The organism is Amycolatopsis sp. NPDC114504 (genome assembly GCF_055633595.1).
Window position 1 is genome coordinate 1,088,413 of the sequence record NZ_JBVKDU010000003.1, and the last position, 15,111, is coordinate 1,103,523.

At 71.5% G+C, this 15,111-nt stretch carries 9 protein-coding genes; 8 read left to right on the top strand and 1 reads right to left on the bottom strand.

Translation table 11 applies throughout. The features are described 5' to 3' along the window. Positions 1 to 186: 186 nt before the first annotated feature. Positions 187 to 1,131, bottom strand: a complete 945-nt coding sequence (locus ACZ7PG_RS26610) for a pentapeptide repeat-containing protein (protein WP_470241779.1) — start codon at positions 1,129 to 1,131, stop codon at positions 187 to 189. A gap of 521 nt (positions 1,132 to 1,652) precedes the next feature. Here ACZ7PG_RS26610 and ACZ7PG_RS26615 point away from each other — a divergent pair. The 8 genes from ACZ7PG_RS26615 to ACZ7PG_RS26650 are packed head-to-tail and all read left to right on the top strand — an operon-like array spanning position 1,653 to position 15,106. Beyond that, positions 1,653 to 3,920 carry a VWA domain-containing protein gene (locus ACZ7PG_RS26615; RefSeq protein ID WP_470241780.1) on the top strand — a complete coding sequence of 756 codons (2,268 nt, stop codon included), beginning with the start codon at positions 1,653 to 1,655 and terminating at the stop codon, positions 3,918 to 3,920. A gap of 28 nt (positions 3,921 to 3,948) precedes the next feature. Then, complete coding sequence (locus ACZ7PG_RS26620; RefSeq protein WP_470241781.1) at positions 3,949 to 7,071, top strand: tubulin-like doman-containing protein; 3,123 nt, start codon at positions 3,949 to 3,951, stop codon at positions 7,069 to 7,071. Continuing rightward, positions 7,068 to 9,281, top strand: coding sequence for a hypothetical protein (locus ACZ7PG_RS26625; protein ID WP_470241782.1), 2,214 nt, complete (start codon positions 7,068 to 7,070; stop codon positions 9,279 to 9,281). Before ACZ7PG_RS26620 ends, ACZ7PG_RS26625 begins: the two co-directional genes overlap by 4 nt. Continuing rightward, on the top strand, positions 9,278 to 10,285 hold the full coding sequence (locus tag ACZ7PG_RS26630; RefSeq protein ID WP_470241783.1) for a protein kinase family protein: 1,008 nt from the start codon (positions 9,278 to 9,280) through the stop codon (positions 10,283 to 10,285). The genes ACZ7PG_RS26625 and ACZ7PG_RS26630 overlap by 4 nt, the downstream gene beginning before the upstream one ends. Continuing rightward, the gene (locus tag ACZ7PG_RS26635) at positions 10,282 to 11,382 is read left to right on the top strand and encodes a P-loop NTPase family protein (protein ID WP_470241784.1); all 1,101 of its coding nucleotides are present in this window, start codon (positions 10,282 to 10,284) and stop codon (positions 11,380 to 11,382) included. Before ACZ7PG_RS26630 ends, ACZ7PG_RS26635 begins: the two co-directional genes overlap by 4 nt. 10 nt (positions 11,383 to 11,392) lie before the next feature. Further along, positions 11,393 to 13,006, top strand: coding sequence for a hypothetical protein (locus tag ACZ7PG_RS26640; RefSeq protein ID WP_470241785.1), 1,614 nt, complete (start codon positions 11,393 to 11,395; stop codon positions 13,004 to 13,006). Beyond that, positions 12,999 to 13,871, top strand: a complete 873-nt coding sequence (locus ACZ7PG_RS26645) for a DUF4231 domain-containing protein (protein ID WP_470241786.1) — start codon at positions 12,999 to 13,001, stop codon at positions 13,869 to 13,871. Before ACZ7PG_RS26640 ends, ACZ7PG_RS26645 begins: the two co-directional genes overlap by 8 nt. Continuing rightward, complete coding sequence (locus ACZ7PG_RS26650; RefSeq protein WP_470241787.1) at positions 13,868 to 15,106, top strand: toll/interleukin-1 receptor domain-containing protein; 1,239 nt, start codon at positions 13,868 to 13,870, stop codon at positions 15,104 to 15,106. Before ACZ7PG_RS26645 ends, ACZ7PG_RS26650 begins: the two co-directional genes overlap by 4 nt. The last annotated feature ends 5 nt before the right edge of the window (positions 15,107 to 15,111 follow it).

A 15,111-nucleotide genomic window follows, 5' to 3' on the forward strand; every position in this document is an offset into this window, starting at 1 on the left:
ACCGGTACCGGCCCGAGGGCCGCCACTCGCCGAGCCGTCATCCCGTCCCGGAGGTTCCACCCGGCGCCGATCACGTCGCGGCACCCCGTCCGAAGGGTCGGAGACGCCCAGTGGGCGGCCCGTCTGATAATCATCGCCGGTTCACCTCCCGGTCAGGAATGGCGACCTTTCCTTGGTCGGACGATCTTATCGGGCGCCCGGTTGCCCCGGATCGTCCTTTCGTGTCAATTGTGACCAACCCGACCGGTCGGCGATCGGGCTTTCTTCCCAGCCCGCCGGCCAGGTCCGGCGAAAGCCCTGTTGCGCTTCGGCGCCCGCGAGCCCGGCTTCGGACTTCGTGCCGAAATCGGCCGGACCTGCGAAAACGGCGCCGTTGAAGCCGTCCTGCCTGCCACCGAAATCGGTACCGCGGAAATCGACGCGGTCGACGAAGTTCGCTTGATTGAAGTCCGCTTTCGTGCGGAATTCGGAGCCGCGGAAGGAAGTCAGTTCGAGGAACTTCGTTTCGAAGCACACGATCGACCGGATCGAACAGTGCGTGAGGGTCAGGCCGACGAGCGTCGCCCCGGAGAAGTCGAGGTCGACGTCCGGCCAGAAGTCACCGTTCGGCCGTTCCCCGGAGCCGGGCCGCAGGTGCAGCATCAGGATCCGCTGGGCGGCCTTGCGGACCTGCAGCTCCTCGGCGTTCTTCGGGAGGTGCTTGTACGGCATCCGCAGGTAGGCGCAGAGGACGTTGACGATGGTCTGCCGGTGCTCGGCGTACCCGCCGGCCAGCCGTTCGAGCGAGTAGAGCCCGGCGAGCCGCACCGGCGCCTTGTCACTGCCCAGCTGGTCGGCGGCCTTGCCGTAGATCTCGGTGATCCGCCGCTCGGTGGCATCGTGGTCCTTCTGGGCAAGGTCCAGCTCGGCCGACCGTTGCCGCCGAGCGGCCAGCAGCAGAGCGGCGGCACCCCCGGTCCCGACGACGATGTTGGCGGCGGTCTTGAGGGCATCCAGCCGAGCGGAGTCCTCCGGCCGGCCACCCCCGAGCAGGGTGAGCAGCAGGGTGGCCGCGACAGCGGCGATCACCAGGAGGCCGGCTCCCCACAGCAGGATCGTCCTCGTCCGCAGCACCCGCGCCTCGGTCCCCATCGGGCTGATCCTGCCAGCTCCCGGCGACCACCGGCGTTCCCGGATCCCGAAAAGGCGACGCCGGTTGTGACAAAAGGTTGGACGCCGCCGCATTCGACGTCACGCGACACAATCGGGTGAACTTGCTCAAGGAATCAAGATCTCCGGATTCACGGATACCCGGTGGGATTATTTCACGGAGCAGAAATGTATCAATTCGTTGCCTTTGTGCTCTGATCGGGTGACCGGTACCGGACAGCGGTAACAAGCCTCCCAATGGCGGCGTATATAGCCAGCGTTCGTTCCCGAAGCAAGAGACAAGACAGAAATGGCACGGGGGTCTCACAATGCCGAACGCGCGCGGAGGACGGGTGCGGGTCTTCCGTCTTCGCCGAGCTCACGGTCGCGTGGGTGCTTGTGCCACAAAGGATTCGGCGCACCGTCGACAGAGGCGAGGATCAGCCTTGGTGTTCAGAAAACGCGTCCGTCCCGGCCGCACGTCGCGTTCCACTCGTTCGTTACCGCTGCTGGCCTGCGCGATCGTGGCATTTTCCCATTTGACGGCGCCGGTGGCCGCGGGGCAACAGCAGAACGGACCTGAGCCGAGCGTCCGCCCCGTTCACCTGGCCGTGCTCGTCGACGAGTCCGGCAGCATCGACGACGCCGCGATGAACAGCGAAAAAGAAGCGGCCGGGCTGATCGCGCTCGGCGAGTTCGCCCCCGAATCCACCGTGTCCGTCATCGGTTTCGCCAGCGACAACGGTGGCGGAAATCCGGCGGTCGACCCGGTCTGCCCGGTGACCAAGGTGGCCACGCCCCAGGACCGCGAATCGCTCTCGACCTGCCTGCAGAAGCTGCGCAAGCGCCAGCCGGGCCAGGACGACGGAACCGACCACGCGACCGCCCTGCGCCAGGCACTGAGCGAGCTCGACTCGGCGCCGAAGGGCGACGCCAGGGTCTTGTTCCTGCTCACCGACGGCAAGCTCGACGTCAGCGACAGCCCGATCTACGGCAAGGACAACGCCGGCAACCGGCGCAACGTGGCCGCCCAGGAAGAGATCCACCGGCAGCTCAAGCGAGCCAACGCCGCCGACGTCCAGATCTGGCCGCTCGGGTTCGGCGGCCAGCTGGACACGGCCCAGCTGAACGGGTTCGCGGCGGGTGGTTCGCAGCGGACCTGCGGGGTGAACTCCCCCAAGCCCGAAGCGACCGTGGTGGACGGATCGAGCGCGGTGCTCCGAGCCATGGCCAAGGCCTACGGCTCCAGCCGCTGCGCGGGCGGCGGTGTCGTCAAGGAGACCCCGGTGGACCCGGGCGGCACCGTCGAAGCCAAGGTCGACGTCCCGGTGATCGCCACGGACGGGTCGATCATCGTCTTCCGCCGCGACCCGGCCATCACCGTCGAGTACATCGACCCGCAGGGGCGCACGGTGCCCAAGTCGGGTTCGCAAGGCGACTCCGGTTTCCAGGTCAGCGGTGGTTCCGGGCCGGTCGAGGCGCTGCGCATCGTGAACCCGGCGCCGGGCACGTGGACCATCCGGATCACCGCGCCCGAAGGCGTTTCCGCCCAGAGCGTGGGCACCACCGTGCTGTGGCAGGGCGCGGCGCGCGCGGTCCTTTCGGTCGACCCGCCCGCACCCGCGGCCGGTCAGACGGTCGTGATCGGCGTCCGGCTCCAGACCCGCCGGGACGTCATCGCCGATCCGGCTTCGCTGAAGGGCCTGACGTTCACCGCGCGGCTGGCCGGCGCCGGGTTCCAGCCGATCGACGTCCCGCTCTCCGACGACGGAAGCAAACCCGATACGGCCGCCGGGGACGGCCTCTACCTCGGCAGCGTGCCGGTGCCGAAGACGGCGACGGGCGGCCTGGTCTTCACCGGCGGGGTGTCCGGGGTCGGCATCCAAGGTGACGAACGCTCCCAGAACGGCGTCGTCGCGGGCGGCGTGGCCCAGGTCCGCGGGCAGATCCTGCTGACCGACCCCGCCGAGCCGTTCGTGCCGCCGGGCGGCAGCCGGGCCGGGACCCTAAGCGTCACCAACGACACCGGCCAGCCCAAGCGCGTCCGGCTGGTGATCGCCGACAGCGGGCCCAGCACCGTCGCGACCGTCTCGCCGGCGACCTTCGACCTGGCCGCGTCCGGCCAGGGCAGGTTCGACTTCTCGCTGTCGTTCGCCGACAACACCGTGGTCGGCGTCAACTCCGGGACCCTGCAGCTGGTCGACGACGCGAACCCGGCCACGGTCTGGTCCGCGCTGCCCTTCACCGTCGCGGTGTCCTACCCGCCGACGCTGCTGCAGAAGCTCATGTGGCTGTGGATCACGCTGGCCGTCCTGCTGGCCGCCGCGCTGATCTACCTGCTGCTGCGGATGCGTGCCCGTAGCCGTGGCCGCGACGTGCGCGGGCTGACCGTGCACGTGCTCTGCGGCGGGCAGAAGTTCTACCTGCCCGCGCCGGACGAACCGAGTGCGGTCTTCCGCTTCCTCGTCCGCGAGCGGGACGGCGCCGTGCTCATCGATCCGGCCAAGGCCGCGGACACCGGTGCGTACGAGCTGCGGCGGGGTGCTTCCGGCGGCGTCCTCCTGCGGAAGCCGGAGGGCGATGTGGTCGAGCTGCGCCGGGACGAGCCGGTGGAGATCGGTCCGGACATGACGCTGACGTTCCAGGACCAACGGCAGGCCGAGCCGCCGAAACCCGCGCGGTCGGCCCCCGTGCCCGAGCCGGTGCCGCAGCTCGAACGGGCCACCGGGACGGCTCCGCCGCCGCGAGCGGCCCCCGCGGACACCCACTCCGGCGAGGACGACCTGCTGTGACCGAGACCGGTGGACAGGGAGTGCGGAAATGAAGATCTACCAACCGGTGCTGTTCGTCGGGCTCGGCGGCACCGGCTGCCTGATCGGCGCGGAGCTGGAACGCCGGCTGCGCAGCGAACTGTGCGGTCCGGACGGCACCAACCTCCAGGAGCTGATGGGTGGCCGGGGCTTCCTGCCGTACCAGCTGCCGGCCTGCCTCCAGTTCGCCTACGCGGACCTGAGCGAGGACGAGTTCACCCGGCTGCAAGGCCGGGTCGTGCCGGGCGACGAGCACCTGAAGGCCGCCGAACGCACGCAGCACCTGGTGCGCGAGCTCGTGCCCCACCAGGACACCTATCCCGAGGTCGCCCGGAGCCTGCGGCTCAACGCCCGTGAAGCGGTGAGCTGGCTGCCGCCCACCGACGGCGAGCCCCGGGTCGGACCGCTGGCCAAGGGGGCCGGGCAGTTTCCGACGGTGGGCCGGGCCACGTTGTTCGAGACCCTCCGCCTCGGACTCGGCCCGGTGCAGAACTCGATCGTCCGGGCGGTCGGCGCGATCAACAACTCGGCACCCGAACTGACCCAGCTCGGCGGCAAGCTGGGCAGGTCGTGCGACGTGTTCGTGGCCTTCTCGGTGGCGGGCGGCACCGGCAGCGGCATCTTCTACGACTACCTCCACCTCGTCGGGGACGTGCTGGCCCGGGCCGGCTACCGCGCCCGCATCTACCCGCTGGTGCTGATGCCCTCGGCGTTCGAGGAGGGACTCGGTGGCGGCCGCCCGGCGCGGCTCAACGCGGGCCGGGCGCTGCTCGACCTCTTCCGCCTGATCGACGACCAGAACTCGCAGGCGGCGGGCATCGAAGTCAACGACACGGGGTTCGCCGGGGCGCTTTCGGTCCACTACCCCACGGGCGAAGAGCTGCGGTTGCGCGCGGGCACCGTGCAGACGGCCTTCCTGTTCAGCCGCAGCGCCGGCGTCGAGCGGGAGGACCTGCACCGGTCCGTGGTGTCGCTGATCTTCTCGCTGGTCGGAACCGGCCCGTCGGAGAACGCGCCGGCCGGGCAGGGCACGGACCGGATGTACCAGTCCTTCGCCGACGACTTCGTCAACCGCGCCGCCGAGCGTGAGCTGCCCTCACCGAGCGGCATCGGCAACCGCGGCGTCTCGACGAGCCTGGTCGCTTCCCTGACCGTGCCCGTCGACGAGCTCGCCGAGCTGGTCAGCTCCCGGCTGCTCGCCGAAGCCACGATCGAGCTCGCCGAGCCGCCACCCGGGCGGGCGGAGAGCAACCGGGAGGCCATCGAAGGGTTCTTCACGGCGTCCAATGTGGACGTTCTGCGCTCGCGCTCGCCGCTGGAGTTCGTGGAACCGTCGACGGTGTCCGGCGCGGACGCGATCCTCGCCACGCTGAACACCAGGGCCAGCCGGATGGAGGCGGCCCTGAACGCACTCGACCAGCAGCTCGTCCAGCGGGTGCCGAGGCTGGCCCAGGACTTCGACCCGGGCCGTGCCATCGACCTGCTGCTCGCCGAGTCCGACCTGTTCCGCGCGCACCGGGTGTTCGCCGGGCACCCGGCGCTGGCCGCCACCGCGGACCAACGGGGGTTCGCCCGGATCCTGGAGAGCAGGCGCGGCGCTCCCGACGCGCCGGACGGCCTCACCATCGCCCCGCCACAGCCGGCCCAGATCCGCAACCGCGTGCTGAGCCGGGTCAAGTGGGGGGATCCGCCGGTGCGCGCCGCGATCGACCGGCAGAACGCGTGGTACCGCTGGCGCGCCCGGCTGAGCTGGCACACCGCCTGGAACGAGCAGACCGTGCGCTGGGACCGGACCCTGCGGCGGGCCGGTGACGAGCTGCGCGCGCTCGTCGAAGCCTTCACCGACCACGCCCGGATGGACCGGGCCCGCTTCACCAGCCGCGCCAGGGAGCTGTACCGGCAGCGGGTCGGCGTGTCGTACCTGCTCCCACCGCAGGGCGGCGACCTCGAGCCGTTCTACCAGGCGGTACGACGACGGTTCGTCGAGATCCACGTGGCGCAGGGCCGGCTGCGGCCGACCGCGTCGGTCGGCGAACTGGTCAACGAGCTCCTCGGCGAGGAGGGCTGGCGGACGGCCTACCGCTACTCCCAGCAGGACGGGCCGGAGCGGGCCGTCAACGCGGTGCGGGACCGGCTCAAGCGCGAGGTGGAGACCCTGTTCCGCCACCGCGACTCCGACAGCCGTCCGTTGCTGCCCGCGTTGCAGGACCTGCTCAAGGCCGCGGCCGGGTCCGACACCGCCGCGGTCGGCGAAGACGACCTCAACCAGTTCCGGCAGAAGGTCGCGGGTCTCGTGCCGGGCGGCTTCTCGCCCGCGGGGGCCGGCCCGATGAAGGTCCTCTACACCTACCCGGCCGACAGCAAGAGCGCCGAGCTCGAGAAGTTCCTGCGGCAGGAGGTGAACGTGGACCGCGGTGCGGACACCGTCGTCGAGTTCCGCCCGACGAGCGCGGAATCGCTCAGCGTCGTCCTCTTCCGCACGTCGATGAGCGTGACCGAGGTGCCCGAGCTGCGCGAGGTGCTCCGCACCTGGGCCGACGCCCAGCGGCGGCCGCAGGACCAGGACTTCCTGCGCTGGCGGCAACGGACCGGGTACGACTACAGCTACCTGGCCACCGCCGAGGAGCACCGGACGCTGATCCTGCACCGGCTGCTCTGCGCGCTGTGGAACGGTCAGGTCGAGGTGGAGGGGGACCCCGAGTCGCCGGCCGCGATCGTCGTCCGGCTCGGCGGGCGCGACGAGGTCGCGATGCGGCTCGGCCTGGTCGAGTACTACCGGATGTCCTCCTGGGCCAGCGTCCTCACCGCGTACGAGGAGTGGACGCTGACCGACGACGAAGGCATCCGCCGCGACCTCGGTGCCCGGCTGATGGACTCGCTGCCGCACCGGCTCGAGGAGACCCCGGATCTGCCGTCGGACCTCTACCTGACGGTGGTCAAGGTCGCTCGCAACCAGGAGGCCGGACTGGCCGCCGCGCTCAGCGGGCTGGGTACGGCCAGCACCAGCCGGGTGAACCAGCTGAAGACGTTCTGGGGATCCACTTTCCCGGCCGCGCTGGACCTGCCGTTCCGCGGCGCGACCGCACCGGTGCAGGGCAACCTGCGCGACCTCGAAAGGTGGGTGGCCGGATGAGCGGCGCACCGGACGTGACACCGTCGCCGGGCCGGCCCGTCCAGCCGGTCCAGGTGCTGAACCTGATCGACGACTTCAGGCCGTGCCTGGCGTGGCTGCGGATGACCCGGCAGAACCCGGCCCGGACGCGCCTGCGGATCGTGCTGGTCGACCAGGCGGAGAACCTCGGGCGGAACTTCGCCGAGTTCCAGCACCTCTACCTGCAGCACTACGTGGTCTGCGTCGTCGTCGGCCAGGGCGAGGAGACCCCCTCGGGCCGGGTCCTCAAGCTGCCGAAGCAGCTTTTGCAGGATCGGGCCGCCGTGCTGTGGGTCAGCGACGCACAGGGCGTCTGGTGGGGCCCGGACCAAGGCCGCGCGCGGGCCGGGACCGCTCAGCTGACCGGTTCCGGTCTGGACGAGCTGCTGCAGGCGCTCTCCGTGGCCGAGGTGTTCGAGGAAGTCGTCAAGCACGCGCGGACGATCCCCGACGCCACGGCGAGCCCCGGCATCGAGCGCGTCTCGGGATCGCTGGAGCCGGGTGAGGTCACCAGCACGCTCCTGCGGGTCGTCCGGCAGGTCACCACCGAGTCCGGCGTGCCGTTCGACCTGGACCTGCGGACGACGGCGGCGGAGCCGTCCGGCGTCACCGGGCCGGCGATCGCCGAAGGCTCGGAGTTCGACCGAGCGCGCCGGGCCGCGGCCGCCGCCACCGGCCGGGCCGAGGAGTCGATCCGCCGTCTCGAAGGCGTCACCGGGCTCGTGGGCCGGGCGGCGGGAACCGCCGGCGCCCGGATCGTGGCCGCGGGGCAGTACCTGGACGCGTTTTCCGGGCTGGTGCGCGACGCCGCGGCCGAACTGGACGCGGGCGCCCGGTCCGACACGCTGGCCAGCAGCGGGCTCGCCGAGCGAGGGTTCGCGACGGCGGAGCGGTTCGAGCCCTCCGCCGTCGCCACGAGGCTGCGGACGGTGGTCGACGACCAGCTGCGGGGCGGCCGTTCCCTGGCCGATCTGGCGGCCGGGCTGCGCGCGCGGGCGACCCTGCTCGCACCCGGCGGCGCCGGTGGGGCCACCGCACGCATCGACGCCGGCTATCCGGCGGAGCTGTCGCGACGGCTGGCGACACCCCGGCCGTTCCCCCGATGGATCGTCTCCCCGGTGCTGCTGCCGTTGGTCACGGTCGCGACGGCCGCCTTCGCGGCGCTCCCGGGCGGGTTCTGGCTCGCCGGTGTGGTGCTGGCGTCGCTGTGGACGGCCGCGGTCGCCCGTGCGGCCGGCGCGGGCCCGGCTCGCGCCCGTCCGGCCGACCTGCTCCCGGTCGCCGCGCACGCCGCGGCCGCCGTGCTGGGGGTCCTGGTGGCGCGGGTGAGCGGGTTCGCCCCACCGGTCGAGGTCGCCGCTCCCTTGGGGGTGGCGTGCCTGCTGGCTCTGCCGGTTCTGCTCCTGACCTCCTGGAACCGCGGCGTGCGCCGCTGGCAGGCCGCCTGTGGAGTCGTCGAGGCAGCGCGAGCGGGGGCGCTGCTCGGCGACGTGCTCGAGGAGATGGCGCGCGAGCAGTGGCAGCTGGCCGACGAACGCCGGTTCGTGTCCGACACCGCGCGCACGGTCGCCGGCGAGCTCGACGACGTGGCGCGGATGTTGCGCACCATCGCCGAGGAAGCCGACGAGGCCGAGCCCGCCGGGGCGCCGCGAAGCCGGTTCCTGGCGCCGGCCATCGCCGACGACCTCGCCGACCTGAGCCTGGCCGCGCTGGCACCGCTGTGGAGCTCACTCGACGTGCGCCGGCCGGGGCGAACCGACGGCGGTGTGCGCGAGCAGGTGCAGAAGCTGTTCGGCGACTACAGCGTCCACCTGGTCGAGAACGGCATCCAGGAACCGCCGGAGTTCGGCCGCATGCACCGGCACCGCGAGGAGCTGATCTCCGACATCCTGCGCGAGATCCCCGAGATCGCCGAGCTGACCCGCCGGACCGGACACGAACCCATGCGGCAGTTGTGCACGTCGCAGGAGCTGAACCGGCTGGCCCGGTCCGGCGCCGAGTTCGCCGTCGTGCGCTTCGCCCCGCAGCTGGCGAGACCGGGGCTCACCGCGACGGGCGAGGTGCCCGTGGCGGACGAGGGGATGTGCTGGACGAGCGGCACCGTGTCCGCCGGCATCGTCCGCCTGGTCCCGCTGCAGCGGGACGGCATCGAGTCCTATTGGCCCCAGCAGCAGGAAGAAGTCGTCGGGTGAACGGAGCTTGGGAAACGCTGCGGTACCGGGACTTCCGGTACCGGCTGAGCACGGTCGAGGTCAAGGAGGTCGATCCGGAGGTGCCGGTCCGCACGGAGCTCACCGCGCGAACGCTGGAGACCGCGAACGGTGACCGGTTGGTGCAGAAGACCGTCCGCCGCGACGCCGGGCTGGCCGACCCGGAGCTCTACGACCTGCTGGACCGCGAAATCCGGGCCGGCGCGCGACTGCTGCGCCGGTTTTCGGAAGACGCCTACCCGGTCGAACTGTCCAAAATGGTCGGTTACGACATCGATCGCGAGGAACCCTTCGTGGTGCTGTCCCAGCTGCCCGGCGCACCCGTGCGCGGCTTGGCCGGGCAGCTGCTCACCGGTGAGCAGCACGCCTTCGAGGTCGGACTGTTCCGCGCGCTGCGTCACATCGAGGCGGCGAAGCTGGTCCACGGCGGGCTCAGCCTCGACTCGGTCTGGTGGGGTGACGGCCGGGTCCAGATCGCCACCTTCGAACACGCCGTCCTCGCCGGGGAGCCGCGGGTGCGCAACCGGCTGAGCGGCAGCTGCCCGCCCGAGCAGCGCACACCCACCGGAGCAGCCACGCCGCGCGACGACGTGTGGTCGGCGGGCGCGGTCGTGATGGCCGCGGTCACCGGACGCGATCCGGGACCCGCGCCGGACGCCGCCCGCTCAGGCCCGGCCTTGGCCGAGCTGCTGGCGATGGTGTTCGCGCCGGACCCGGCCTCGCGCCCCGGTTCGGCGGACCTGCTCCGCAGGCTGAGGGAGAGTGACCACATCCCGCCCAGACCCGACGACGTGGCGAAGGAGTTCGCCCGCTCGCGCAAGCGGTTCGACGACGTGCTCGTCGCCAAGAGAGCCGCGGTCGCCGGCGAGGTCCCCGCTTCCGAGCCGGCACCGCACCGGCGGACGACGGCGCTCTTCGTGGCGGCCGGGGTCGTCGCGGTGATCGTCCTGGTGACCGCCGGCTTCGCGCTGGGGGTGTTCCGATGAGCGCACCCGCCGAAGGCTCGGCGACGTGGATCCGGTGCCCGGTCTGCCTCGACCGGTTCGCCTGGCAGGAGAACGAGCTGTGGATCCCCACCAGCGAGCTCGGGGTGTACGAGCCGGTCGACCTGTCCGAGGTGAACGACCCGGTCAAGCGCAACGACATCCGCCGCAACTGCTACCAGCGCTGCCCCAACCCGTCCGGTGACGCCGACCCCCACCACCTGCCGGCGTCCTACCTGGACTACGGGCCGCCCGTGGTGATCGGCCTGGCCGGGCGGTCGGGCAGCGGGAAGACGCACCTGCTCACCGCGATGATCGCCGAACTGGAGCGAGGCGGGCTGAGCGCCGCCACCGGGCTGACGGTGCGGGCGATGGACCTCTTGCTGGACCGCCGGTTCCGCACCGAACACCTCAACCGTCTGCAGAACGAGGAAGAGCTCGACGGGACCAAGCACGGACTGAGCGGGTTCGCCAACGTGCTGACGCTGACCTCACCCTCGGGAACGACGCCGGTGACCTTCTTCGACATCTCGGGCGAGGACTTCCTGCGCGAAGGCGACCGCGGCCAGGCGGCCCGGTTCCTGATCGGGGTGGACGCGCTGCTGTTCGTCGAGACCCCCGAACACGCGCTCGGCATCCGGCACCTCGAGCCGGACGAGGGCGACCGGCGGGTCAACCTGGCGTTCAAACGGGTCGTCAGCCGGCTCGAAGACCTGGGCCTGGCCGGAAAGGTCCCGGCGGCCATCGTGCTGAACAAGTCCGATCGGCTGCGGTACGTACCGCCGGTCGACCGGTGGATCCGGCGGGCCGACGACGGTTCGCTGGACGCCGAGGCGATGCTGGAGGAGAGCCGGGACGTCTTCGGCTTCCTGCACCAGCACGGTGCCGACTCGTCGCTGGCCCCGTTCCACAGCTTCACCCGGTGCACGCTGCACTTCGCGTCGGCCACCGGCGCCGAGCCGGTCAACCGCAAGTTCGTGCGAGGGGTGCGGCCGATGCGGGTGCTGCGTCCGCTGCTCGCCCTCCTGGCCATGACCGGTGTGCTCACCGACCCCGAAGCGAGAAAGGTGGGCTGCTGGGATGTCCAGGCCGGCCGATGAACTGTCTACAGTGGATCAGATCGTGTTCGGGCACGGGCCGGACGGCGTGGCGGCCATGCGCAGCTCGCTCGGCACGGAGCACCGGACGGTCCTCTGGGACCAGCGGCTGCTCCCGCTGGCCCGGCTGGAAGCCTTCAGCGGGAATCCCGCTCCCGCGCAGAGCCTGTCGTACTTCGGCTTCGGCGCGGAGGTCGCGGTGGTCCGCCGGGTCGACAGCGGACGGACGAACGGGCGGAACGTCGCCCACGCGCTCGTGGGGTCGCCCCACGTCCTCGACCCGTTCCGGGCGCTCGCGCTGCGGGACTGGCCGGACTGGGTCGACGAGGTCCGGGAGGACACCACGGTCCGGGCGTTCGACGGCCGGGTCTTGCCGCCCGCGCCCGAACACATCCCGATCAGGTCGGAATACCTGATCGTCCTCGTGGCGGCCGCGCTGCGCGCGCCGGGACAGCGGCTGACGGTCGTCGGCGCAGGCCCGGAGAACCCCCTCTCCCTGCTGCAAGGGCTGCTGGACGTGCTGTCCCCCCTGTTCTCGGGGTCGGACCGGGACCGGCGGTGGACGTTCTCCGGTTACGAGCGCGAGGTTTCGGGGAGTTGCAAGAACGCCGCCGAGATCACCTTCATGCCCGTCTTCATCGACGGGGTCACGACGACGGCGGGACAGGTCGTCGACCTCGCGGGCGACCACAGTGAAGACTGGTACACGGAGGTGGCGAACCAGCTCGTCGACCGTTACTTCGAGGTGGGCAGCAACGAGCTCGCCGCCGAGCTCGTTGCCCGCGGCGCGACCACGCCCTATCCCTTCGACCGGCGGCTGGAGGCGCTGCACGGCTCCGGCCCGGAGGCGAAGCCCGTGCCGCAGCCGGTCCAGCACACCACGGCGGCGCCGGCCCGGGCTCTTCCGGCCGAAATCGCGCCCGCCGCCGCGACCGTGTCCCTCCCGCAGCCGACTCCCACTCCGGGACCGCGGCCGGGACCGGGGCGGTCGTCGGAACAGCCGTCCGAGCACCGGCAGCTGGTGCTCCGGCTCAGGCAGGTGCAGCGGCCGGCCGAGGCACCGGAGGTGGTGGGCCGGCTCGCCGAGCTGGGCCCGGCCGGCCGGGCGAGCGAACGCCGCTGGGTCCGGTCCGAGCTGCTGTCGGCGTCCTTCCTCGACACCCGGCTGGACGAACTGGGGCAGGCGGACGAACGGCTCTACCCGGTGGTCGTCACCCAGTCCTTCGGTGACCGGCTCCAGGACGTCCGGCGGGAGGACCTGTCCGTCTTGACCGAGCTCGGTCGCTTGGTGAGCCGGCACCACACCTCGCCGGTCCTGGTCCGCGAGCTGCTCACCCAGGCCGCTTCGGCGGGGAAAGCGGAACTGCTGCTGGCCGCCTACGGCCTGCGCGAGATGCGCTTGCGGGGACTGCTCGTGGCGGAACCGGACTGGGCGGCGCACTTCTGCCCGGACCCCCGCCGGCACCGCCCGATCCCGGCGGCGGGTGCCGGCGGCGCGAGGAAGGACTGGGCCGAGCCGGGTGTCCCCGCCGGCCGCGCCGTCTTGGAGAACTGGCTGGTCGTGGTGGTGACGCTGGTGCTGGCGTTCGTGCTCGGCCTCGTGGTGGGAGTGGTCAACCTTGGCTGAGCCGGACGGCACCCTCGGACTGGCGTGGCGACGCCAGCGCCGGTGGTCGAAGGCCGCGGACGCGGCGAAGGCGGCGCTCGGCCGCTGGCGGTTGGCGGCACTGGTCCTCGTGCTGACCGGCGCGGTCGTGGGTACCGCGGCGGCGCGGTTCGGGGACGACAGCTGGTGGGCCGCCGCCGTGGCGGTGCTGACCATCGGCCTCAGCCCGTGGGTGGCGGGCCAAGCGGGCAAGGACCGGATCCGGGACACGGCGCGCCTGCGTGCGGTGTCCGAAGCGCTGAAGGCCGAGGTCTTCGCCTGTTCGGCGGAGGCGCGCCCCTACGACGGCGCGGATCGGCTCGCGGTGCTGGACCGGCGGCTCGACGAGCTGACGGCCGGGCACGACCGGCTCCGCCTGCAGGTGAGCGCGGTTCCCGACAAGCCGAGGGACTTGCCGGAAGTCCACGACACGAAGTCCTATGTGGACATAAGACTGGACGGCCAGGTCGCGTACTACCGCGAGCGCGCCGCCGCCGAAGGCCGCCGGGCGCGGCGGTGCAAGGTGGCCCAGTACGTGCTGGCCGGCGTGGCGGGCCTGTTCGCCGCGGCCGCCGCGGTTCCGGCCACGCACTGGGCGTCGGCCTGGATCGGGGTGTGCACCACGGCCGCGACGGCGGTGGCGACCCACGCCGCCGCCGCGCGTTACGAATCGCACGTGGTGGCCTACGAAGGAGCGGCGGACGAGCTGGCCGCACTCCGGGCGCGCTGGGCCGACGGCCGGGCCGACGACGTCGTCCTCGACTGCGAGCGTCTGCTCGCCGGCCAGAACGACGCGTGGTTGATCCAGTGGAACGCGGGATCAGGCGGGAGGCCGGGCACACCGTGATCAAGGTTTTCATCAGTCACAGCACCCGCGGCCGGGACACACCGGCCGCCGAGATCCGCGAGGCCGTGTACAGCAGGCTCAAGGACAGCTACGACGTGTTCCTGGACGGGGAGAACATCGACGCCGGAGAGCTTTGGGCCCGGCGTATTCACCTCGAACTGCACGCGTGCCGGGCCGCGGTCGTCCTGCTGGACCAGAACGCGCTGGAGTCATCCCACGTGCGTGACGAGGTGGCCGTCCTGATGCACCGCCAGCACGAGGCCGTTCCGCCCGTGGTGCTGGCCGTCCTCATCGGCACGATCACCAGCGGCCAGGTCAAGGAAGCCGGCATCAACGATCTGGACCAGCGGCAGTACATCCGCGTCGAACGGCCCGGGGAGCGTTCCGTGGAGGAGGAGACCGAATGGATCATCGGCCGGGTCAGCGCCCAGTTCGCCCGCCTGCCCCCGCCCCGCGACGACCTGCACGAGGAGTGGGTTCGCCTCGTCGCCAAAAGACTGGAGCACATGCAGTGCGAAAACAGTGCGCTGCAAACAGCGGCCGAGGCGCTGGGAGTGAGCCGGAACAGCGAGTTCGCCACGATCGCGGGTGAGTACCTGCTGGCCATCAACCTGCTGGCGGCGGGCGGCGGGCACCCGGCCGTGCTCGCCGTCGAAGCCATCGGGCAGCAGGGAAGCGGCAGCCGCGATTTCAGCAGGCTGATCGCCTACCTCATGCCGAGCTGGGTGGACGCGTCGGCAGCCCGGAAGGCGATCTCGCCGTCCGAGGGGACCACCGGGTTGAGCGTGGTGCTGAACGTGCCCGATCAACCGCTGGCCGAGGACTACCTGTCCGCGGCGACCGGGTTTTCCGCGGCCAGCTTCGCGTTCGGCGCGGCCAGCACGGTCGTGGGCGAGGACCCCGTGGAGGAGCTGACGCACAGCATGCGGGAGGCGGTGAGCCACCTCGTCGCGAACACGGACTGGACCGAAATGTCGAAGAACCTCCCGCTGGGCGAGGAACGGAAGTTCATCCTCATCGTGTCCATAGTGGACCTTCCCCGGATGCCGGTGGTGCTCGAGGCCATTCAGAAGCTCCACGCCGACCTCCCGGAGGTCGTGGTCCTGCTGCTCACCGAAGTCGACCGCACGATCGATGTGCCCGAAGTGGTCAAGCTCGACCGGGTCACCGGAAAGATCATCTTCGACGCCAAGAAGTTCCGGAAGAAACTGCACGACGTCGCCAAGGCCGTCTGAGGAGA

Bases quoted from the DNA above. Each gene is read 5' to 3' on its own strand.
- ACZ7PG_RS26625 (WP_470241782.1), top strand. From the start codon at position 7,068: ATGAGCGGCGCACCGGACGTGACACCGTCGCCGGGCCGGCCCGTCCAG.
- ACZ7PG_RS26610 (WP_470241779.1), bottom strand. From the start codon at position 1,131: ATGGGGACCGAGGCGCGGGTGCTGCGGACGAGGACGATCCTGCTGTGG.
- ACZ7PG_RS26635 (WP_470241784.1), top strand. From the start codon at position 10,282: ATGAGCGCACCCGCCGAAGGCTCGGCGACGTGGATCCGGTGCCCGGTC.
- ACZ7PG_RS26620 (WP_470241781.1), top strand. From the start codon at position 3,949: ATGAAGATCTACCAACCGGTGCTGTTCGTCGGGCTCGGCGGCACCGGC.